We start from the raw sequence: 20,728 nt of genomic DNA, 5'->3' as shown, positions 1-20,728 counted from the left end.
CTCATTCTCTCAACTCCTTGGGCAAATAGCTCCATGCCTTTTCAATGCCTTCCTCAATCTCTTTTTCCAGCCGCTCAATCTCCCCGGGCAAATCTTCCGGTTCCACTCCCAGCTCCCTGGCTTCTTTGACAATCTCCTCTTCCTGCTTTTCCAAATCTTCCAGACGGGCTTTGGCAACCGTCAATTTGCTTTTGGCATCTTCCAGTTGCGCTTTGAGTTGTTTAATCTTCTCTTCCAGCTGCTGCACGAGAAATTCCTCCTTGATACTCTTCCATGATATGTTGCAAAACAGAGTGGCCGATGGGCGTTCCGCAGGTCGGACACTTTCCGATCTTTTTTAACAGCCGGATCCATTCCCGGGTGCAACGCAAAATTTCCTGTTCTTTTTCCTGGATGTATTTTTTTCCGGTGGCAATCCGTTTTTGGCAATCCAGCCGGCTTCGGTGCAAATCGTCCAGTTTCTTCATCAGCGCTTCTTTCTCTTCTATGTTCGGCACCACTTTTTCCAACACCTCTAAGGCTTCTTGGTTTTGCTTTTGCACCTGCCGCCAGTACTTAAGTTCCCTTGCATTCTTTTCTTTCCGTCGTTTTAAAGGCTGGAGCACTTTGAAACGCTCGTGCTTTTCGGCCAGTTTCTCTAACTCCCGCATGCCTTGCGGCACGTTTTTAAGCCTGAGCACAAAGGTTTCAAGCCCGGCTTTTTTCTCTTTGATCTGATTCCGCTTGTTTTGGAGCCGGAGCAGTTGCTCAAACCTTTTTTGGCTCCTAGACAAACCGGCAAGCCGCCTTTCCGCTTCCGGAATGTGTTCACCCTGCTTGACCGTTTCCAGCGTGCGCTCTTTTTCCTGTTGAAGCCGGATCCACTTTTCGTTTAAACGAATCAACCGGGAAAGCATCGCTTTTTGATACTCCAAGTGAAGCAGCTGCTGTTCGGCATCCGGCAACCGTTTTAATGCCGCAACTTTTTCCTGCCACACTTCTTTTCCCCGCCGTATCTCGATCAAGCTTTCCAGTTTTGCTTCCAAAGACGCTTGCAGACGCTTTTTTTCTTGCACGTCAAGAAAAGCCCGTTCCGCCACTTGAAAATCGGCTTCCAACTGCTGCAGGTTCTCATACGGCTTTAATTTTTCATCCAACCGCTCTTTTTCCTGTTCCAGCTGGCGGATCGTTCCACTTAAAGCCAGCCGGTCGGTGCTCGTTTTTTTCAAGGCTTTGTCGATTAAATGGGCACCGCTGATCCGGCCGATGGTTTTCGCTTTGTTTTGATTCGATTCAAAAAGCAAAAAAGGGCTCTCCAATTGTGTGCCGAAATTCAACAGCAACTCTTTTTGGTCCAGCTCAACCGGAACGATCCGGTGCACGTCGGAGATTTCCTCCGGCACGGAGTTTCCAAATCCTTCAAAGATTTGTTCCTTTCCGTCCGGTGTATTGAGCACATACCGGTTGACCGAACGGCTGCGGATTCTCTCGATCGCCGTCCCGTCCGTCAACACCAGACGAACGCGGCACTCTTTGGCCCCGGTCCGGATAAAATCCGTTCCCCGCGGAGTGTTAAACAACACCCACTTCAATGCGCGCAAAATCGCGCTTTTCCCGCTGTCAGACGGTCCCACAAACACATTGAGCCCGTCGGTGAAATCAATTTCGGTATACTGATGGGACTGGAAATTTTCAATCACGAGCTTTTTAAAACCATTCAATGGTTGCTCTCCCTTTCTGCTTCTTGTTCAATCGCAATCCTCCGCTGGGCTTCCAAAGTGACAACATCCCCGATGTCATGCAACTTGGACATTTCAAAGAGGATATCCATGATGTTGATGGATTGAAAATCGGTCACCGATTTGACTTCACGGATGAATTCGCCCAGCTGTTTTTCGCGGAATTCTTCTTTTTCAATGTAGGACCGGTCCAAAATTTCTTCCCCCCGCTTGGCGCATTGAAGCGGAACCAGCCGGACATCGATGCCCTCTTTGTTCAATTCCAGAAGGGCGACTTGGGGCATCCGTTTGATTTCCGACCGGTGGTTGTTGATACGGGCCAACGCGCCGGGATTGACAATATATTTTCCATTCCGGTGCTGTACGGGAAAGCCTGCATGATAATGCCCAGTCAACAGAACATCGACGGAATCGCTCCAGACTTCGTGAACCGCCGTGTGCGGGATGCTGTCCGGAAGAGCCCTGTCCACCAACATACCGTGAACCATATGCACGCAATATTCGGCTCCGCATTCATTTGGCACTGTATAATCGAGATGCCGCTTTCGTTTGTCCAAATCATAATGGAAAGGTTGGGCGCTGATCTGAACGGTGATGCCGTCTTTCTCCCATTTGATCCGTTCCCCTTCGTTCACCAACCGGATGGCACCGAAGGCATCGAGCAACCCCAGCATCGTCCGCTCCACCGTTGCGGGATTATGTCCGTAAATATCATGATTCCCCGCAACCGCGAAAATGGGGGCCGGAAAACGGCGAAACAGCCCGGCGAATTCCCGGACAATGGCGGGGGAAAGATTGGGGCGGTCAAACAAATCCCCGCCGTGCAAGACCAGATCGACCCGCTCTCTTTCGGCAATGTCAATCACTTCTTCAATCTTTTCGCGAATCGCCTGCTGGAAATCGTCGGTACGGCTTCGTGGTGATGTCCCACGGATATGTGTATCGGTCATATACAATATTTTCATGGACCATTCCCCTTCTCTTCTTCGTGACGGGCCCGGAAAAGATTCAACACCTCATACACCACGCCCATGGAAAATCCCTGCCTGACGAGGTAATTGCCCAGGCGGCGTTCGATCCGGGGCCAAGACTCGTGGCATAAACGCAAATAGCGCCTTTCAGCAATGGATATTGCCAACTGGCGCTCATCTTCCTCCCCGATATGAATCAATGCCTCATCAACGACCGCCGGGTCCATTCCTTTGTTCAACAGCTCCTGTTTCAAACGCCTTTTTCCGTATCCTTTATGATGTTGCCGCTCATTCACCCAGGCTTTGGCAAATTCCAAGTCATTTAAAAATCCGCTTTTTTCCAACTCCAAAATGACTTGTTCGACGGTTTCGCGTTCAAAACCTTTGCGGCCCAAATACATTTTGACTTCATGCGTTGTACGGGGCTTGTAAGATAAATAATGCAAAGCCTTTTGCTTCACCTTGTTGTATTCTTCCGCCTCAAGCCACTCATGAATTTCGCTTTCATCCAGCTCCATGCCTTTGTGAAGCCGGTACTTCACCAAAATATCTTCATGGATGGAGAGGAGAAACTCTCCATCCACATAGATATGATATCGCGGCTTGTTAAGATACGGCTTTTCAATCCGGGTGATTTTTTTTCTCTCTCCCACTTGCCTCATCCATTCTTCAGAACCGGTTTTCAAGCAAGTTCTTCCGTTTTGTCCGCTTTACTTTTCTTCTTTTTTGTGTCTTTTGCCTCTTCCGGTTCACTTGCCTGAATGACGGGCAAGTTGTAATGGGACCGGATCCGGTTTTCGATATTGAGGCAGACATCCGCATGCTCTTTCAAAAATTGTTTGGCATTTTCGCGTCCTTGCCCCAAGCGGTCTCCTTCGAAGGAATACCATGCCCCGCTCTTATTGACAATGTCCAGTTCCGAAGCGATGTCCAAGACACTTCCTTCTTTGGAGATGCCCTCTCCGAACATGATGTCGACATCCGCCTGTTTAAAAGGAGGTGCCACTTTGTTTTTCACCACTTTGATTCTCGTGCGGTTTCCGACCATGTCGCTTCCTTGCTTGATGGTTTCAGCGCGGCGGACTTCCAGGCGTACACTGGAGTAGAATTTCAGTGCGCGTCCGCCCGGTGTCGTTTCCGGGTTTCCAAACATGACGCCCACTTTTTCACGGATTTGGTTAATAAAGATGGCAATGGTTTTGGATTTATTGATCGCTCCGGAAAGCTTGCGCAGTGCCTGAGACATCAACCGGGCTTGCAACCCGACGTGAGAGTCTCCCATTTCCCCTTCAATTTCCGCTTTGGGCACCAGTGCCGCCACCGAGTCAACCACAATGATATCGACGGCACCGCTGCGAACGAGGGCTTCGGCAATTTCCAACGCTTGCTCCCCGGTATCCGGCTGTGACAACAACAACTCCGAAATGTTCACTCCCAGTTTTTCGGCATATACGGGGTCAAGTGCATGCTCTGCATCAATAAACGCGGCTTGTCCGCCTTTTTTTTGCACCTCTGCAATGGCGTGCAAAGCCACCGTGGTTTTCCCGGAAGATTCCGGCCCGTAAATTTCAATGATCCTTCCGCGGGGATATCCGCCCACTCCCAAAGCAATGTCAAGGGCCAGCGCGCCGCTTGAAATGGTCTCCACCTGGCGGGTGGCCTGGTCTCCCATTTTCATGATCGAGCCTTTGCCAAACTGCTTTTCTATCTGTCTCAATGCCATTTCCAACGCTTGTCGTCGATCGGACATGTATCGTTCCTCCTCTTTTTCCCCATTAAATCATATGAACATCATATCGTGTTTTTCTTCATCTGCCAAGATCATTTACGAACATTTATTCGACTCTTTTTTTGGAAATCCTCGTGTAATGCAAAAAAAAGTGTGTTACGTTATAGGTAGAAGCAAAAAAGGAGTGAGGCGCATTGCAAAAGGAACAGATGAAAGAACAAATCATGGAACAACTGGAACAAGTCAATGACCCGGAGTTAAATATTGACATTGTCAATCTGGGTCTGGTCTATGACATAGATATCGATGATGAAGGAAATGTCAAGGTCACCATGACGTTGACAGCCATGGGTTGCCCTTTGGCCGGCATCATCCAGCAGGAAGTGGAACAAGCGTTGAAAAATGTGGAAGGCGTCAATAAAGTGGACGTGGAAATCGTTTGGAACCCCCCGTGGGACAAAAGCCGGATGTCCCGATATGCCAAAATCGCTTTGGGCATTCCCGACTGAAAAAAGAGCTCTTACTTTGTGGTTGATCCACAAAGTAAGAGCTCTTTTGGGTTTTTTGCCCTTTATGAACGGTTGCGGGGACGGGCCGGCTCCATATTGACCCGGGAACCGTTGATTTTGGATTGCCGGAACGCCTCATAAACAAAAGGCGCAACATCCTCTGGAACCTCCACAAAAGAAAAGCGGTCGTAGATGTTGATTTTCCCCACTTGCCTCAAGCTGATCCCCGCATTCTCCGAAATCGCTTTGGCCAACTCCTGCGGATGCAGGTTGGCATTTCGCCCCACATTGATAAAAAAGCGGACCATTCCTGGCGATGCCCCCGTTTCCCCGAAATGGTAAGTGTTGTCAATGCTCTTGACAAACCGGTCGGAAAAAGCGAGATACAACGAAGCCGCCACCACTTTTTCCATGGAAAATTTCTTCGACAATTCCCCGGTCATTTCCTCAAACAATGTCATGTCCACATCGGAACGGATGGTATTTTCAATCTGCGCTATCCAGCTTTCTTGCTGCTTCGCCGCGACCTCCTCCAACGTGGGCAGTTCCCGGGCCTTCAATTTGGTGCCCGTTTCCTGTTCAATCGTGCGAAGCTGTTTCATTTCCCTGGGGGTGACCAGCGTGAGAGCCACCCCTTTGCGTCCGGCTCTGCCCGTTCTTCCAATCCGGTGCACGTAACTTTCCACGTCTTGAGGGATGTCGTAATTGATCACATGGGAAACACTCCCCACATCAATGCCGCGGGCGGCCACATCGGTTGCCACCAAAAGTTCAATTTCCCCGCTGCGGAAGGATTGCATCACGCGATCCCGCTGTTGCTGGGCCAGATCCCCGTGCAGTCCGCCGGCCAGATAGCCTCGTCCCTGCAAGGAATCCGTCAATTCATCCACGCCTTTTTTCGTACGGCAAAAAATAATCGCCAAATCCACTTCTTCACTGTCAAGAATCCGGCACAGGGCATCCACCTTGTAACTGTCCAACACGCGATAATAAATCTGGCGGATCACCGGCACCGTCACTTCGCCCCGGTTGACGGTGATATACTTCGGCTTGCGCATGTACTTTTTCGCCAATTGGCGAATGGCCGAAGGCATGGTGGCCGAAAAAAGCAACAATTGATGATGTTTCGGCATGAAGCGGAACACTTGCTCAATGTCATCAATAAATCCCATGTCCAGCATTTCATCCGCTTCATCCAACACCACGGTTTCAACATGGGAAGGATCGATCGTGCCGCGTCTCAAATGGTCCAACAGCCGGCCGGGAGTCCCGATCACCACATGAACCCCTTGTTGCAGCGCCTTGATTTGGCGCCCGATCGATTGCCCGCCATACACCGGCAATGTTTTCACCCGTTTTTTGCGCCCGATTTTCCGCAATTCTTCCGACACTTGAATCGCCAACTCACGGGTCGGGGCCAAAATGATGCTTTGGACATGCGGCTGTTTCGGATTCACCCGCTCCAAAATGGGAATGCCGAACGCCGCGGTTTTTCCGGTTCCGGTCTGCGCCTGCCCGATCACATCTTCCCCCCGGAGCACGGCCGGAATACACTCCGCTTGTATCGGAGAAGGTTCTTCAAATCCGATATCGTGTATTCCGTTTAATATTTCATTGCTTAATTGAAACTGATCAAAACGATTCATCTTGTTGTTTCACCTTTCTTTAAACATTGCTCAAGAACAAATAAGGCATAATTCGCCGCCAACAGTTGTATACGCCTGCGCGATCCTTTCAAAGCGAACTGATAAACCCGCACCGGCTGTCCTTTTTCGGCCAATCCGATAAATACCGTTCCCACCGGTTTTGCTTCCGCCGGATCCGGCCCGGCGACCCCTGTGACCCCGAGTGCGAAATCCGAATCAAAACGCTCCAACGTGTTTTGGGCCATGATTTCTGCCGTTTGTGCACTGATTGCACCATATTGATTCAAACATTCCGCCGGCACCGAGGCGATTTTTTCTTTGACTTCATTGGTATAGGTCACCCATCCGCCTTTAAACGCCCGGCTGCTTCCCGACACGGAAGTCAAAAGATGAGCCAGTTTTCCGCCGGTGCAACTTTCCGCCACCGCCACTGTTTTCTGATGGCGAATCAACCCGGCCACCACCACTTCTTCCAGCGTCTCACCCTGTTCGCTGTAACAATATTCCCCGATCCGGGTTAAAACTTTCGCTTTTTGCCGGTCAATCAGCTGACGTGCCTCCGCTTCGCCCGGCGCCCAAGCCGTGATTCTCAAAACAACCCCCGATTCTTTGGCATAGGTGGCCAAAACGGGATTATCCTGTTGCCGGATCAAATCGGCAATCTTCTCCTCCAAAAGCGATTCGCCCAATCCAAAAAAAGAAAGGGATTCCGCAAGAATCACCTGCCCCTCCTGAATCACTTCGCGCATGAGGAAAGGACGCACCTGCTCTTCAAACATCGGCACCAATTCCCCCGGAGGACCCGGCAACAGAACATAAGTGATCCCGTCCACCTGCAGAGCCAAACCGGGAGCCGTTCCATGATGGTTTTGGAAAACAACACCGCCGGAAAAAACATAAGTCTGCTTGTAATTATTTGCGGGGACCACCTTCATCCGTCCTTCAAAATACTTCTCCAGACGGCGTTTCACCTCCGGATCCTCAACCAACGGAACCCCCGTCACTTCCGAAACGGTTTCTTTGGTCAAGTCATCCATGGTGGGCCCCAGCCCGCCACAGAGGAAAATCAACTGCGATCGCGTGCGTGCGAGTGAAATCACGTCATGCAGCTTTTGTGCATCATCCCCGACCGATGTGTGAAATTGAACATCAATCCCCAATGAATGGAGTTCCCGGGACAAATAAGAAGAATGCAAATCCACCGTTTCTCCCGCCAACAACTCAGAACCAACCGTAATGATTTCTGATTGCATTTTATCTTTCCTTTCTCTTTAGCCAAATCCCGGACGACACTACTGTGTATTGGTCAATGAAACGATCTTGCGGTTTTTGTAAAAGTAATCCACTCCGGAAATGACCGTGATGATCACGGCCAGCCAGGTGGCGATCATGGAAAACGGAAATGAAATGGTTGAGAACGGAACATTGTTGAGCATCAATGAAACAATCGCCACAATTTGTATGATGGTCTTCAGTTTTCCCAATGGACTGGCTGCAATCACATGGCCTTCGGTGACCGCAATCATCCGGAGGCCGGTCACGGCAAATTCCCGGCTGATGATCACAATGGCCATCCACGCCTCCAGTCGTTGCAACTCCACCAATGAGATCAAGGCTGTTGTCACCAACAGTTTATCAGCCAACGGATCAAGAAATTTCCCCAAATTGGTCACCATTTTTTTCCGTCTTGCTATGTATCCGTCCACCCCGTCCGTAACGGCAGCCAAAATAAAAATAAACGTGGCGATCAATTCGCCCGCGGTCAACTTCGCCGCTCCCACATGGATTTCTCCGATGTCAAAGCGAAACAACAAAAAGATCATCACAATGGGGACTAAAAAAATACGAGCCAATGTAATCTTGTTGGCCAGGTTCATCCTATCCAACCTCCCTGGCAATAACCATTTTGATGTAAAAATTTCATCCGCATTCACACAATCATCATGAATTTAGGAAGAGGATTTTCAAAGCCCCGCACGCACGGGAGCAGCGGAAACACCGCACCATTCATTTCCGGCGTTTCGCATTTTCCAAGAAGGGAATGCCGTCGCTTTTGAAGATGCCCTGGTTGGCACCATCTTGTAAAGCCGTTTTTCGTCTTTTGTCAATCAACTTTATTTTTCTAGTATAAACGCATCCATCCTTTAATATTAAACCCATACCTTCCTCGTTTAATTCTTTCGTAAGTATAAACCAAGCATCTGACGCGTGTCAAAAAAAGCAGAGAGGAAGAGGGATCCTCTCTGCTGAACCGCTTTTATTCATCATCCGTGCTTTCTTTCTTTTTGAATTGGTACAATGAAACTTGCTGCTGTGAAGAGGTGTCAATATAAACCCCGTTGACATAGAGTTTAACATAATGGGGATGATCGACCCGCAAAGAAATCCACTCCGGGTCGGAAAATTCTTCCGCCTGGTTCGGGGACAATGCTTTGGAAGCAATCACTTTCCCCGTGGGTCCCCCCGAACGGATCTGGATTTCAGTTGATTTGTCCGCCACCACTTTCACCGTCACTTTTTCGGCTTTTGAAACACCGTACACATCGCCTTGTTCTCCTTTTTCAGCCGGTTGAATCAATTCCACCTGCGGACGTTCTTTGGGTTCCGGTTTGGCCTCCGGATCCGCCGTTTCCGTTTGCGGTTCCTCCAGCTGAACCGTTTCTGCGTCGGATGAGTCTTGATCCAGAACCAGCCATGTAACCACACCGGCTGCGATCAATAAAACGGCGATGGAAGAAACCAAGAGAGCGTTCGGCCACTTGGCAATCCATTTCTTTTTCGGTTCGGATGATTCTTGTGTCCGGCTGCTTCGGGACGGAAGCGTGGTGACCGGCCGGGACTCTTCGGGACGCTCTTCTTGTTCCCACTTTTTATATGCATCCAACATCGGCTTTGCATCGATTCCCAACAGTTTCGAATACCTGCGGATAAAACCCCTCACATAAAGAGGATCCGGAAGCCCGGAAAATTCAGCATTTTCCAAAGCTGCAAGATATTTTTCATCAATCCGGGTTTTTTCCGCTGCTTCTTCCAAACTCAGCTGCTTCTGTTCCCTGGCCTTTTTTAATTCTTCAAAAGGCTTGGACATCTGCCGTGTCCCTCCCGTTGATTGTTCTGTTCAATTCTAACTTTTACAGTATAGCCCAGAAGAATATGAACGTCAAAAAAGCAAGTGCCGTGCAAGCACTTGCTTCCAAAAAAAAAATCAATCGACTCTGCGGACGTGAATATACCGTGCCGATTTCACAACTTGTCCGTTGACGTAAACAATCGCATCTTCCGGAGCGCTCAATCCGACATAAAAGTCCCGATTGCCTTCATATGTATATTTGTAGCTCCATTTTTCGTCCTTGGGCAACGTCACATCTTTAATCAAATGATCACTTCCGCCCTCGGAAGGAAGATCGGTTCTGAGCTCAACCCGCGATTTTCCACCGGCAGCATGAACCATCACCACGATTTGATCGGTATCCTGGAGACGATAGTGCACCACATTCACATCCTGCTGCGCCAATTGCAGTTTTCCTTTTTTCTCAGGCGGAATCTCAAGCGTTTGGTCATTGGCGGTTTGTGAAGCCGGGTTGGAATCCGGTTGGGAATCATCCCCTGTAAACGACAAAATCGCCCATCCCAGGGGGACACACAAGATTAAACCGGCAACCGCCATCGCAATGGGGCTTTTAAGCTTCAAACCGGATATTTTGAAAGATTTCCGGCTTTTGGACGCACTGCGACTTAAGCGTTCAACGCGACTCAACAGTTGACGCTCCCCTTCTTTTTTCTGAGATCCGTTTTCCAAGTCGTCCGGCAAAACCGATGGAATCGGGACATTGTTTAAATCCAGCTTTTTCATCGCACCCGTAACCCGGGGCACCGGTCCGGAATTTCGGGTTGCCTGATCCGAAACCCGGTTCAACGGCCCGGACACACGCGGCACCGTCCCGGTGTTTGAAAGCAACAAACTTTGGTTCGGTCTGGTTTGTCCGTGCTGGTTTTTCCGTGAAACCGTCGGATACAATTCTTTTTTCGGATTGATTCCGCCAACGTTTCCCTGAGCCGTCTGATCTTTATCCTTATTCAGAATGCCCGCTTGCTGATAACCCATGTCCCGGCGCGCTTTCACCTGATCGCTCACCCGGTTGGGCATGGTCTTGGAAGCCGTCAGCGCCGTTTGGGCATCGATCCGTCCCTTGGTCTGGTTATTCATCGGCAACGTTCTCATGCGCATTGTGTTTTGCGTTGATGGACTTGGATTGACGGCAGGCATTTTGCCCGTTTGCTGGTATTTTTCAAGCGGCGGTAACTTTTGCGTCTGCTGATTTTGATTAAAATCATTCGGATTGACCGCTTTATGTACCCCGGTTAATCTCTCCGCTTGTTCCATCTTTCGGTATTGACGCAAAATATGATGCGGTTCGATTTTTACACAATTGGCATAAGAACGCAGATATGTCCGCACATAAAAAGGGCTCGGCAATTTATCGAATTCACCATTTTCGATCGCAATTAAAAATGATTTTTGGATCCTTGTTTTTTCTTGCAGTTCTTCGAGGGACATTCCAATCGCTTCTCGGGCTTGTCGAAGATATGAGCCAATTTCGACAGACACCCCAGCCACCTCCTGAAAGGCTGTTTGAACAATACGCTTTTGACAACAAAAGACATGCTGCTCAGCAACCCGTTAAATTATCGGTTTTTTCATGGTGTTTGCTGTTTTCCCAGCACTTTTCGATTGGTTGTAAACATTTTTATCGTTAGTTGAAACACCGTCTTCTATCATACTCTTTACCGAAATCAAAATCTATTCTTTTTCTTTGAAACAACATCCCATAAACAAAAAAGAGCCTGAGAGTTGTTGTAAATATATATAAAAAAACAATGATCTTGACGGCGCTGTATAGAAACAACAATTTGTTTCAAGCATACCATGGTCTCCGAAATGTGTCAAAAACGCCTTCTTCTACAGTCCCTCTTGTTGCCGTCCGAAATTAAAACTTTTTTTAAAAACCGTCAATTTTTCCGGTGAAAAACCCCTCGTTAAAATTCAGTATATTCTTATATTTAAAAACCGGCGTCCCCCGGCCTGTCCAAACCGGGAAACCGCCTCTCCGATCAGGCATTGCTCCATCGGAACCATAAAAAACATATGGTTGCAATCACCAATAAAATTGCACCCGATAATAAAAAATACGAGTAGATTTTACCAAAAACGGACGTTTTCTTTTTGGAAGCCTGCCGGCGGCTCCGGCGGCTGTATACACCTTCCCCGGATTCCGTCTCCATCCCCTCTCTCTCCGATCGTCGGTAAACCTGCCTTTGAGGGGGATGATCCTGCTGAGGATAATCCGGTTTCTTATGGGATTGAGAACGTCCGTATCCGTTTGACCGGCGGCGGGACCGGGACAGCTCTCTACCATTTCCCTGCCCGTCCGGAAGATTTCTTCGGACTGTTGGTTCCCTGCGCGTCGTCCTTTCTTGTGCCTGTTGCAACAAATTTAACATCGGTTGCGGATTTTCTCCCACAACCGTTGCATATGCCCGGACACAGGAACGAACAAACGCGGGATTGGGGTGAAAATGAAACCGCCCCTGTTCCATCGCCAACAAATCCCTTTTGGAAATTCTGGTCCGTCTCTCCACTTCTTCCAAAGTCAAGCCCGACGCCTCACGCGCCCTTCTCAGTCTCCTCCCGATTTCCACGGACAACGAAGCACCCTCCCCCAACTAACTTCACGGCTTACTGAACTTTCACCACATAACTTTTTTCAGCATCTTGCGCATCTGTATTAATTTGTTGATCATTCACAAGGATTTCTACATTAGATGGCGTTCCCAATCGGAACCAAACATAGTTTTTTCCGGCTGTATCCAGTGTGACTTCTTGCCCCACACGCAATGTCAATTTTTTGGGCTGATCCTTCGGAGTAGGGGCATACAAAACCGTTGATTCCCCACTTCTCCCTTTTAACACAACATTTAATTTATCGACATTTTTGATCAAATACTCTTGTCCGGCATAAGGATCCGAGGATTCTTCCCCTTCCTCCAAAGTGGGCAAATTTTGCGAAGCGGCATTGACATCCACCATTTGCCCGTTTCCGGCAGGATATTCCGCTGCATTGCGTTTTTCGGGCTGGGAAGTCTGATGACCATGGAGATAAACATACACTCCTCCGCTTAACAATAACAAAGCACCGACAACCATGGCAATCATCGTATGTTTTTTCTTTTTGACATTTTCTTTTTTCTCTTTCATTTGTTGTTTTTTCAATTCCATGGCAACCCGGCGCGGTGTTAACAGATGCTGTTGCGTGGCTTCAAGCGGAGGCAGAGACAGCGTCGTTTGAGGTACGGGTGTTTGGGTTGACGGTTCCGGGTGTTTCATTGGTTGCGGCTCAACCGGTGGTTCCGGGGATTTCGTTACTTCCGGAACCGGCGGAAGCTGATTCTGCTGGTTTGCGGGACGAAAATTCAATCCGGGATTCGGCGCGGAAGACAAAGATTTTTTGGCCGGTTCAGGCTCCGGGTTGTTTGGCTGGCGGAACGGACTCCCGCTCAACACCCCGCTTGGTCTCGGACTTTGCGCTTGTCCTTTCGGAGGAAGAAAATTCCCGCTTGATTTCGGCAACATTTTTGTCCGGGATGCCGGTTTGGGGGGCGTGACGGCTTTGGACTGTTCCTGATTGGGACGCATTTTCATCAACTTGTCAAAATGGTCCAACAATGGTTTCGTATCCACGCCGAGGCTTTTCGCGTAAGTTCTCAAAAAAGCCTTGGCATAAAAAGGGCTTGGCAGCAGATCAAAACGGTCATTTTCAAGCGCATGCAAATATTTTATGTGAATATTCGTAATTCTGTTTACTTCTTCCAGAGAATACCCCCGTTGCTGCCGCACCTGTTTCAAATAGTCTCCAATCCCCGACATTTTTGATCCCTCCCCTTGCAGCAAAGCTTTTGCCACGTTTAAAATCCATGATATTCATCCAATCGATCATACGAAATCACTTCATCCGGATGATTCCGGAGTTCAATGATATAATCAAAATCATCCAATGTATACTCTGTTTCCCTGATAAACACATCCGGATGTTCAATTACTTTGGTTGCGTCCATACGCAAAATTTCCCGAACCAGCATGTCATGGCGTTCGGTCGAGCGGAGCGTGGAAACGATCCCGTCAATAATATACACGTTTTGGCCTGAAAGTTCATCCTGGGCCAATTGGCTGCGGACCGTCTGTTTTAACAATGTGGACGAAACAAATGTCCAGCGCTTATTGGCACAAACACTGGCAGCCACCACGGACTCCGTTTTCCCGACTCTGGGCATGCCCCGGATACCGATTAACTGAGCCCCTTCTTTTTTAAAAAGATGTGCCATGAAATCCACCAAAAGCCCCAGCTCTTCCCTTGTGAATCGATACGTTCTTTCATCGGCCACACACCGTTCCAGGTAACGGCCGTGTCTGACCGCCATCCGGTCCACCAGTTGAGGAGGGCGCAAAGCCGTAATGGTGATGTTATCAACTCTTGTCAAAATTCCCCTTAACGCCTCAATCTTTTCTTTATCATCAGAACGGAGCAGTAAACCCCGCCGGTTTTTCTCCACCCCGTTAATCGTGACGATATTGATGCCAAGCATTCCCAATATGGATGCCAAATCCCCCATTAAACCAGGGCGATTTTTATGAATCTGATATTCCAGATACCATTCCTGGTGATCCATGAAAGCACCCCACCCTCTCCCGTTTCAAACGCCAAACTCAAAAGATTAATATGTTAATTAGTATAGCATAACCGCAAAGTGCCAAAAAAGTATTACATTGAGAATTGAATTTATCAAAAAAATAAAACACCCGTTTTTGGGTGTTTTAAAATAAAAACAAACATTCATCTGTTTCCATCGTTCACCATTTTGAACATTAAATTGGCGATCGTTTGTTGCTCGTTTTCATCCGCCACACTCCAAAGATCTTTTAAAACACGTTCCTGGGTGTTTTGCGGATCCACATCCTTGGCCAGATAATCCCCGAGTTGATGGGCCAATTCTTTGATATCCTGGTCACTCATCCCCAGCTGGCGGGCTTGGTCCACACGGTTATGCAAAAACTCTTTCCAGTCCTGAAAATTGTCTAAAACAGACATTTCTTTTTCCTCCTTTTATCTGATACATGGATCTACTTCTAATATGAATCGAATGATTTCATTTTATGTATACCAACCGCCATTAACAGCAAAGACTTGCCCGGTGATATAGGAAGCTTGGGGAAGACATAAAAAAGCGGCCAGCGATGCCACTTCCTCCGGACTTCCCAAACGGCCGGCCGGAATGTCCTCCGCCAACGAATGCTTCTCTTCCCCGGTCAATTGCCGATCCAACAAAGGAGTGTCAATGGCTCCGGGCGCAATAGCATTCACCGTAATGCCGCTTGGCGCCACTTCTTTCGCCAGGGCCTTGGCCATGCTGATTTGCGCTCCCTTGGCGGCGGAATACAACACTTCCCCCGCACCGCCGGTCTGCCCCCATATGGAAGAGACCAAAATAATCCGTCCATCTTTTTTGCGGATCATGCGGGGAAGCGCGATTTGTGCCAGATAAAAAGCACCCCGCACATGAACATCCATCAGCAATTCATAGTCATGATCCGAAAAATCCTGAATCAATCCCCATTTGGACGTACCCGCCGCATGAATCACGATATCCGGCGGAGACAAATACATGCAAATTTGCCGGTAAGCCTCATCGACAGAAGAACGGGTCCTTAAATCCACCGGAAAGGCAAAAGCCGGAACCCCTTTTTCTTTGCATTCCATGACAACTTTTTGCACTTCCTCCCGCCGGGAATGATAACCGGCGGCAATGTTTGCACCCAATCCGGCCAGTTCGATGCAAATGTCCCGCCCGATTCCCCCGCTGCCTCCAATGATCCAGGCGGTTTTTCCTTTTAACGCTTGCATGTTTTCCATCCTTTCAAACAAAAGCGCCCTTTTGAAAAAGGACGCTTTCACGGTTATGATTTGTAACTTTAATCTTGGGACGGCCGCACGATGGAAACGGCAAACCGGTCCCACTGCATGTGTTCCTGCATGCGGCGGTTCACCTCTTCTAACGTCAAAGCCTCCAAACACGGAACCAGATTAAATAAATCGGCATCATGAAACCGGTAACCGGTAAATTGGTTGGCAATCCATTCCGGAGAATTCAAATAGCGCAAATTCGCACCGATCTTCTTTTTGCGAATCCGTTCAAAAGTTTCCTGGTCCAATCCCTTTTCAATCAAGGGTGGCAATTCCTTTTTGATCCGCTCAAGCAACTGATCGGGATCCGGCGTATCCCCTCCGATGATGGACAACCCGAATCCCCTGTCCAGGGTATAATCCGTCCCGAACCCGTCATCAATCAATCCGTCGTCATACAGGGATTGATACAAGTTGGAAGCCGGGCCGAGCAATGCTTCCAAAGCGATCTGGGTGGCCATTTCTTGTTTGAGAAACTCGTTTCCCTTTACGTTCACCTTGTCCGCTTTTTCTTTAAATCCAAACATGCATTTGGAAATCCCGACACTCAACTCGATTTCCTTGAAGGCTTCGGCCACCTCCTCTGGCTCATCCGGGAAAAAGCGTTCAATCTCCGGCTGATCCGGGAAAGACTTGTTCTTTTGGTTTTCTTTCACCAATTGGATGATGGCTTCCGGATCCACCGGCCCGACAATGAACAGGACCATGTTGTTCGGATGGTAAAAAGTTTCATAGCAAGTGTACAACAAGTCTTTGGTAATCTTCGATATGGACTCCACGGTTCCGGCGATGTCAATCTTAACGGGGTGATGGTGATACATGGCTTCAAACAAGCCAAAATAAGCACGCCAGTCCGGGTTGTCATCGTACATCCGGATTTCCTGTCCGATGATCCCTTTTTCTTTCTCCACATTTTGCTCCGTGAAATACGGCGATTGCACAAAATCAAGCAAGGTTGTCAGGTTTTTTTCCACCTGGCCCGTGCTGGAAAACAAATAGGCCGTCCGGGTAAAGCTGGTAAACGCATTGGCCGAAGCCCCCTGCCGCGAAAACTCCTGGAACACGTCTTCCCCCGATGCCTGCTCAAACATTTTGTGTTCCAAGAAATGCGCAATTCCGTCGGGAACCTCATGCTTTTCTTTCCCCTTTACCCGGAAGGTGTTGTCAATGGATCCGTATTTGGTTGTAAACGTGGCATACGTTTTAAAGAAATTCTTTTTCGGCAGGACATAAACACTCAAGCCGTTGGGAAGCTCTTCAAAGAACAGAGATTCTTGAATTTGATCAAACTCCACTTTTTGCATGTTCATTCCCTCCCCGGTCCCGTAAGAAATAAATCACATCCAACCGGATTTTCTCCGCTATTTTTTGCACGTCTTCCTTTTGCACCGCATTCACTTGCTCCAATAATTTTTCCAGCGGCAAATCTTTTCCGTTCAAAACGGATTGGTAATGGAAATGGATCATCTCATAAGACCGGTCCATTTGAGAACGCAGCTGGTTGGACAACGTCGCCTTGGACTGCTTCAGTTCCTGATCGCTGATGTTTCCTTGCCGGATTTCCTCCAACTGCTCTTTGATGATTTGAACCGCTTGCTCATAGTTGGCGATTTCAATTCCGGATTGAATGAGCAACAGGCCTTTATGACTTTCCAAGCGGGAAGAACAATAGTAAGCGAGGCTCGCTTTTTCGCGCACATTCCTGAACAGCTTGGAATGCGGGAAGCCGCCCAGGATGCCGTTATACATCATGAGCGCCGGATAATCCGGATCTTTTATTGTGGTTTGGGTCCGGCAACCGATGTTCAATTTCCCTTGTTTGACATTCATCCGTTCGGTCACGATCCGTTCTTCCTTCACCGGAAGGGAAGCCGTTTTTGTCTGTACCGTTTTCCGCGTTTTGTCCGCAATGGACGAAAATTCTTTTTCAAGCAATTTCAGCACTTCGTCCACCGATACATTGCCCACGCAATAAAAATCCACCGGGCAATCGGACAAGACCTCTTGATAATATGTATACAACGATGGCGGGTCAATGTTTGGCAAGTCTTCGAGACGTCCATGGTTAAACAACGCATACGGCTCTCCCTGACACATGGCCTCAATCAGGCGATGGGAAGCATAGCGGATTTTATCGTCTTTTAAGCTTTCAATTTTCTGTTTTAAATTTTTCTTTTCCGCTTCCACATAGGACGGCTTGAATGCTTGATTTTCCAGCGCCGGTTTTAATAACACCTCGCTGAAAAACCGGATTCCTTCCGCAAGCAGGGAAGGGGATTCCTTGAGATATTGTTCATTGGCCAGTTCCATGCCAAATTGCATGATATGCCGTTCTCCCCGCTTGAATACATCCCCGAACAAAATGGCCCCATACAACTCATCCAATTTCTGACGGAAGGAAAGGGTGGTCGGATGGGACTGTGTCCCCCTCTGCAACACTTGAGGGAGCAATGCGGTTTTGGTTACGGTTTCCGGGGACAACTCCTGTTGAATAAATGCCATCAGCGTCGTGGTTTTAAACTTTTCGCTGTTACAAACATGGACACGGATATTCCCGATCGAGCCTGTTTCAAACTGAACAAAACCCAAAGTATTCACCTCTTTTTTCATCAAGTCAATTACCCCTATTATAGACGAATACGGCACCGGTTAGAAATGTTCACCATTTATTATGATCGTCTGCCCGGCAAAAAAATTCTTTTCTTTGAAAACTCGGCGGCTTCCCTCTTCGCGACTACTTCACAGCTTCTTTTTTTCTCTCCCCGGTTTCATTGTCAAAGGATGAAACCAACACTTCGCGGGGCTTGCTCCCTTCATAAGGGCCGACAATCCCTTTGGCCTCCAGCATGTCAATCAGGCGGGCCGCCCTGGTGTAACCGATCCGCAACCGGCGCTGCAACAAAGACACAGAGGCTGTTTGCGCTTCAATGACCAGTTTTTTCGCTTGCGGAAACAATTCGTCGTCGACGGATGATTTATTTTTGTCAGGGGATTGGGGAATCATTTCTTCCTGGTAATCCGGTTCTTGTTGTTCCTTGACAAATTTCACCACCCGCTCCACTTCTTCATCCGAAAGGAAAGCCCCTTGGATCCGGGTCGGTTTGGATGCTCCCGTCGGCAGATACAACATATCCCCGCGTCCGAGCAATTTCTCGGCTCCCCCCATGTCCAGGATGGTGCGGGAATCGGCCTGAGATGAAACGGCAAAAGCAATCCGGGTCGGGATATTGGACTTGATCACGCCGGTAATCACATCGACCGATGGACGCTGAGTGGCGATGATCAAATGAATCCCGGCAGCCCTGGCCATCTGCGCCAGCCGGCAAATCGCATCTTCCACATCGGCCGGGGCGACCATCATCAAATCCGCCAACTCATCCACAATGACAACAATGTAAGGGAGAGGGTCTGTATCTTCCAATCCCTTTTCTTTCACCAATTGATTGAAGCGTTCGATGTCGCGGGCCCCGTGCTTGGCAAACAATTCATAGCGCTTTTCCATTTCCGCCACCACTTTTTTCAATGCCATGGCCGCTTTGCGCGGCTCCGTGACAACCGGAATCAATAAATGGGGAATTCCGTTGTATACATTCAATTCAACCATTTTGGGATCAATCATCATCAATTTCACTTCGTCCGGACGCGCTTTGTACAGCAGGCTGACAATGATCCCGTTGATGCAAACGCTTTTTCCCGATCCGGTTGCACCCGCCACCAGCAGATGCGGCATCTTGGCCAGATTATCCACAATGGGTTTGCCGTACACATCACGCCCCAGGGCAATGCTCAACTTGGATTGCGATCCCAAATATTCCGCACTCTCCAATACATCTCTTAACCCCACCAGCGCGACTTTGGAATTGGGGATTTCGATCCCGACCGCCGATTTTCCCGGGATCGGGGCTTCAATCCGGATATCCTTGGCCGCCAGCGCCAGGGCAATGTCATCCGCCAGGTTGACAATCCGGCTCACTTTCACCCCTTTTTCCGGACGGATTTCATAACGGGTGACAGCCGGTCCCCGGTGGATTTCCCCCACCGTTGCTTTGACTCCGAAGCTTTCCAGTTTGTCCTGCAGCGTTTTTGCTTTTTCATGGACGTTTTCCTGCTCCCGGCCCTGCCTTTTCTTTGTCGGATTCAACAAGGTGGCCGGTGGCAATACATAGTGATCCATCTTTTGTTGCGATTGAAAATGGACTTCAATCGGCTCGTCGGAACCTTCTTCCTGTTCGGGTTGTTTCGGTCGTTTCCTATCCGGCTCCGACGGCTGCAATTTCAATTTCATTTGTTCATGGACCGGCTTTTCCCCGTCCTCCGGTTGCTCCCGGCTGTCTTGGTAAGCCACATCTTCAAAGTCATAAACCACCGGATCGATGGGCTCTTTGCTCACTTCCACATCAGGGACGGTTTTTTTCTGCACACGTCTTTGCTTCGATGGCCGCTTCCGGCGGCGGTCATATTGCCTGATCCAATCGATCAGGCAATCTTTTCCCTTCTGTTTTGCTTTTTTGTAAACGGCCTTAGAGATCAGCGCAGCTTTGGTAAATGAAAAGTCGGCGATCAGCAAAAAACCGCAACACACGACGGCAGCCAGCACAATCAAAGCGCCAGTGTCATCGAATAAAAAATGGAGCAAAGCATAGGAAAAAGCCCCCAGCATCCCGCTGCCGACATCCAGTGGAACCGCTGAATTTCTTTCCTCCAACAACATGTACCATGTCTGATCAATGATTCCCTTGTCCGTTTGAATGGTGTGAAAGGTCAAGTAATGATTAAAAGTGATCAGCGCCATGAACACCAAAGCGACTCCCGTCCACCTCGACGACCAATGATCCGGCCACCGGTGATGCGCCATCACATACACGGACAATCCCATTCCCAAAAGCGGAATGATAAAATCCCATGTCCCCACCACAAAACGGGCCAGATACGTCAAATTTCTGCCAATGGCTCCATAACTGGCAATCGTCACCAAAGACAACGCCAATAAGACAATGCCGTAAATCTCAAACAAAATTTCTTTTTTTGTTCCAATCGACTGTTTTTTCTTATTTCTCTTTTTTGTCATTGAAACCACCTTTTCAACCCATCCGTTCCGAAAGTAAATAATGGAAATGATAACCAGTCGGTATTATCTT

Annotated in this window: 19 protein-coding genes; 1 reads left to right on the top strand and 18 read right to left on the bottom strand. The window is 48.6% G+C overall.

The annotated features are described in order from the left end of the window. Position 1: 1 nt before the first annotated feature. Genes NYE37_RS07215 through recA form a run of 5 tightly spaced genes read right to left on the bottom strand, consistent with a single transcriptional unit; the run spans position 2 to position 4,439 of the window. On the bottom strand, positions 2 to 247 hold the full coding sequence (locus NYE37_RS07215) for a hypothetical protein (protein ID WP_037996885.1): 246 nt from the start codon (positions 245 to 247) through the stop codon (positions 2 to 4). Continuing rightward, complete coding sequence (locus NYE37_RS07210; RefSeq protein WP_049720195.1) at positions 222 to 1,700, bottom strand: AAA family ATPase; 1,479 nt, start codon at positions 1,698 to 1,700, stop codon at positions 222 to 224. Before NYE37_RS07210 ends, NYE37_RS07215 begins: the two co-directional genes overlap by 26 nt. Beyond that, complete coding sequence (locus NYE37_RS07205; protein WP_340711885.1) at positions 1,697 to 2,683, bottom strand: metallophosphoesterase family protein; 987 nt, start codon at positions 2,681 to 2,683, stop codon at positions 1,697 to 1,699. Before NYE37_RS07205 ends, NYE37_RS07210 begins: the two co-directional genes overlap by 4 nt. Continuing rightward, positions 2,680 to 3,375 (bottom strand): RecX family transcriptional regulator, encoded by a 696-nt coding sequence (locus tag NYE37_RS07200; protein ID WP_037996890.1) that lies wholly within the window; start codon positions 3,373 to 3,375, stop codon positions 2,680 to 2,682. The genes NYE37_RS07205 and NYE37_RS07200 overlap by 4 nt, the downstream gene beginning before the upstream one ends. Continuing rightward, positions 3,372 to 4,439, bottom strand: coding sequence for a recombinase RecA (gene recA / locus NYE37_RS07195; RefSeq protein ID WP_037996892.1), 1,068 nt, complete (start codon positions 4,437 to 4,439; stop codon positions 3,372 to 3,374). The genes NYE37_RS07200 and recA overlap by 4 nt, the downstream gene beginning before the upstream one ends. Positions 4,440 to 4,627: 188 nt before the next feature. On the opposite strand from recA, the gene NYE37_RS07190 reads away from it, so the two are divergent. After that, entirely contained in the window at positions 4,628 to 4,927 is a 300-nt protein-coding gene (locus NYE37_RS07190; RefSeq protein ID WP_037996939.1) for a metal-sulfur cluster assembly factor, read from the top strand. Between the two features lie 62 nt (positions 4,928 to 4,989). Here the strand turns inward: NYE37_RS07190 and NYE37_RS07185 are convergent, their stop codons facing one another. The 13 genes from NYE37_RS07185 to NYE37_RS07125 all read right to left on the bottom strand — a co-directional run bounded on the left by NYE37_RS07185 (position 4,990) and on the right by NYE37_RS07125 (position 20,658). Further along, positions 4,990 to 6,573, bottom strand: a complete 1,584-nt coding sequence (locus NYE37_RS07185) for a DEAD/DEAH box helicase (RefSeq protein WP_037996894.1) — start codon at positions 6,571 to 6,573, stop codon at positions 4,990 to 4,992. After that, positions 6,570 to 7,826 carry a competence/damage-inducible protein A gene (locus NYE37_RS07180; protein ID WP_037996896.1) on the bottom strand — a complete coding sequence of 419 codons (1,257 nt, stop codon included), beginning with the start codon at positions 7,824 to 7,826 and terminating at the stop codon, positions 6,570 to 6,572. Before NYE37_RS07180 ends, NYE37_RS07185 begins: the two co-directional genes overlap by 4 nt. A gap of 39 nt (positions 7,827 to 7,865) precedes the next feature. After that, positions 7,866 to 8,450, bottom strand: coding sequence for a CDP-diacylglycerol--glycerol-3-phosphate 3-phosphatidyltransferase (gene pgsA / locus NYE37_RS07175; RefSeq protein WP_037996897.1), 585 nt, complete (start codon positions 8,448 to 8,450; stop codon positions 7,866 to 7,868). A gap of 380 nt (positions 8,451 to 8,830) precedes the next feature. Further along, positions 8,831 to 9,661: a helix-turn-helix domain-containing protein gene (locus NYE37_RS07170; protein WP_037996899.1), complete on the bottom strand. Its 831-nt coding sequence runs from the start codon at positions 9,659 to 9,661 to the stop codon at positions 8,831 to 8,833. A 117-nt stretch (positions 9,662 to 9,778) separates the two neighbouring features. Next, positions 9,779 to 11,182, bottom strand: a complete 1,404-nt coding sequence (locus NYE37_RS07165; protein WP_198050710.1) for a helix-turn-helix domain-containing protein — start codon at positions 11,180 to 11,182, stop codon at positions 9,779 to 9,781. A gap of 503 nt (positions 11,183 to 11,685) precedes the next feature. Then, positions 11,686 to 12,273 carry a helix-turn-helix domain-containing protein gene (locus NYE37_RS07160; protein WP_231855202.1) on the bottom strand — a complete coding sequence of 196 codons (588 nt, stop codon included), beginning with the start codon at positions 12,271 to 12,273 and terminating at the stop codon, positions 11,686 to 11,688. 37 nt (positions 12,274 to 12,310) lie between these two features. Further along, positions 12,311 to 13,498 carry a helix-turn-helix domain-containing protein gene (locus NYE37_RS07155; RefSeq protein ID WP_121874396.1) on the bottom strand — a complete coding sequence of 396 codons (1,188 nt, stop codon included), beginning with the start codon at positions 13,496 to 13,498 and terminating at the stop codon, positions 12,311 to 12,313. A gap of 38 nt (positions 13,499 to 13,536) precedes the next feature. Beyond that, positions 13,537 to 14,298 carry a DUF3388 domain-containing protein gene (locus tag NYE37_RS07150; protein WP_049720198.1) on the bottom strand — a complete coding sequence of 254 codons (762 nt, stop codon included), beginning with the start codon at positions 14,296 to 14,298 and terminating at the stop codon, positions 13,537 to 13,539. A gap of 164 nt (positions 14,299 to 14,462) precedes the next feature. After that, on the bottom strand, positions 14,463 to 14,717 hold the full coding sequence (locus tag NYE37_RS07145) for a DUF3243 domain-containing protein (RefSeq protein ID WP_037996476.1): 255 nt from the start codon (positions 14,715 to 14,717) through the stop codon (positions 14,463 to 14,465). A gap of 63 nt (positions 14,718 to 14,780) precedes the next feature. Then, positions 14,781 to 15,530, bottom strand: a complete 750-nt coding sequence (gene ymfI / locus NYE37_RS07140; RefSeq protein ID WP_062843320.1) for an elongation factor P 5-aminopentanone reductase — start codon at positions 15,528 to 15,530, stop codon at positions 14,781 to 14,783. A gap of 68 nt (positions 15,531 to 15,598) precedes the next feature. Beyond that, positions 15,599 to 16,894 (bottom strand): EF-P 5-aminopentanol modification-associated protein YfmH, encoded by a 1,296-nt coding sequence (yfmH, locus tag NYE37_RS07135; protein WP_037996473.1) that lies wholly within the window; start codon positions 16,892 to 16,894, stop codon positions 15,599 to 15,601. Further along, on the bottom strand, positions 16,875 to 18,200 hold the full coding sequence (yfmF, locus tag NYE37_RS07130; protein ID WP_340711884.1) for an EF-P 5-aminopentanol modification-associated protein YfmF: 1,326 nt from the start codon (positions 18,198 to 18,200) through the stop codon (positions 16,875 to 16,877). Before yfmF ends, yfmH begins: the two co-directional genes overlap by 20 nt. Before the next feature lie 124 nt (positions 18,201 to 18,324). Then, a complete protein-coding gene (locus NYE37_RS07125; protein ID WP_037996468.1) occupies positions 18,325 to 20,658 on the bottom strand; it encodes an FtsK/SpoIIIE family DNA translocase in 2,334 nt (777 codons plus the stop codon). Positions 20,659 to 20,728: the final 70 nt, after the last annotated feature.

This window comes from Thermoactinomyces sp. FSL K6-2592 (genome assembly GCF_038006465.1).
GTDB classification, from domain to species: domain Bacteria; phylum Bacillota; class Bacilli; order Thermoactinomycetales; family Thermoactinomycetaceae; genus Thermoactinomyces; species Thermoactinomyces vulgaris.
The sequence above is the reverse complement of the archived record's forward strand: the minus strand, read 5'-3'. Positions and strand labels throughout refer to the sequence as shown.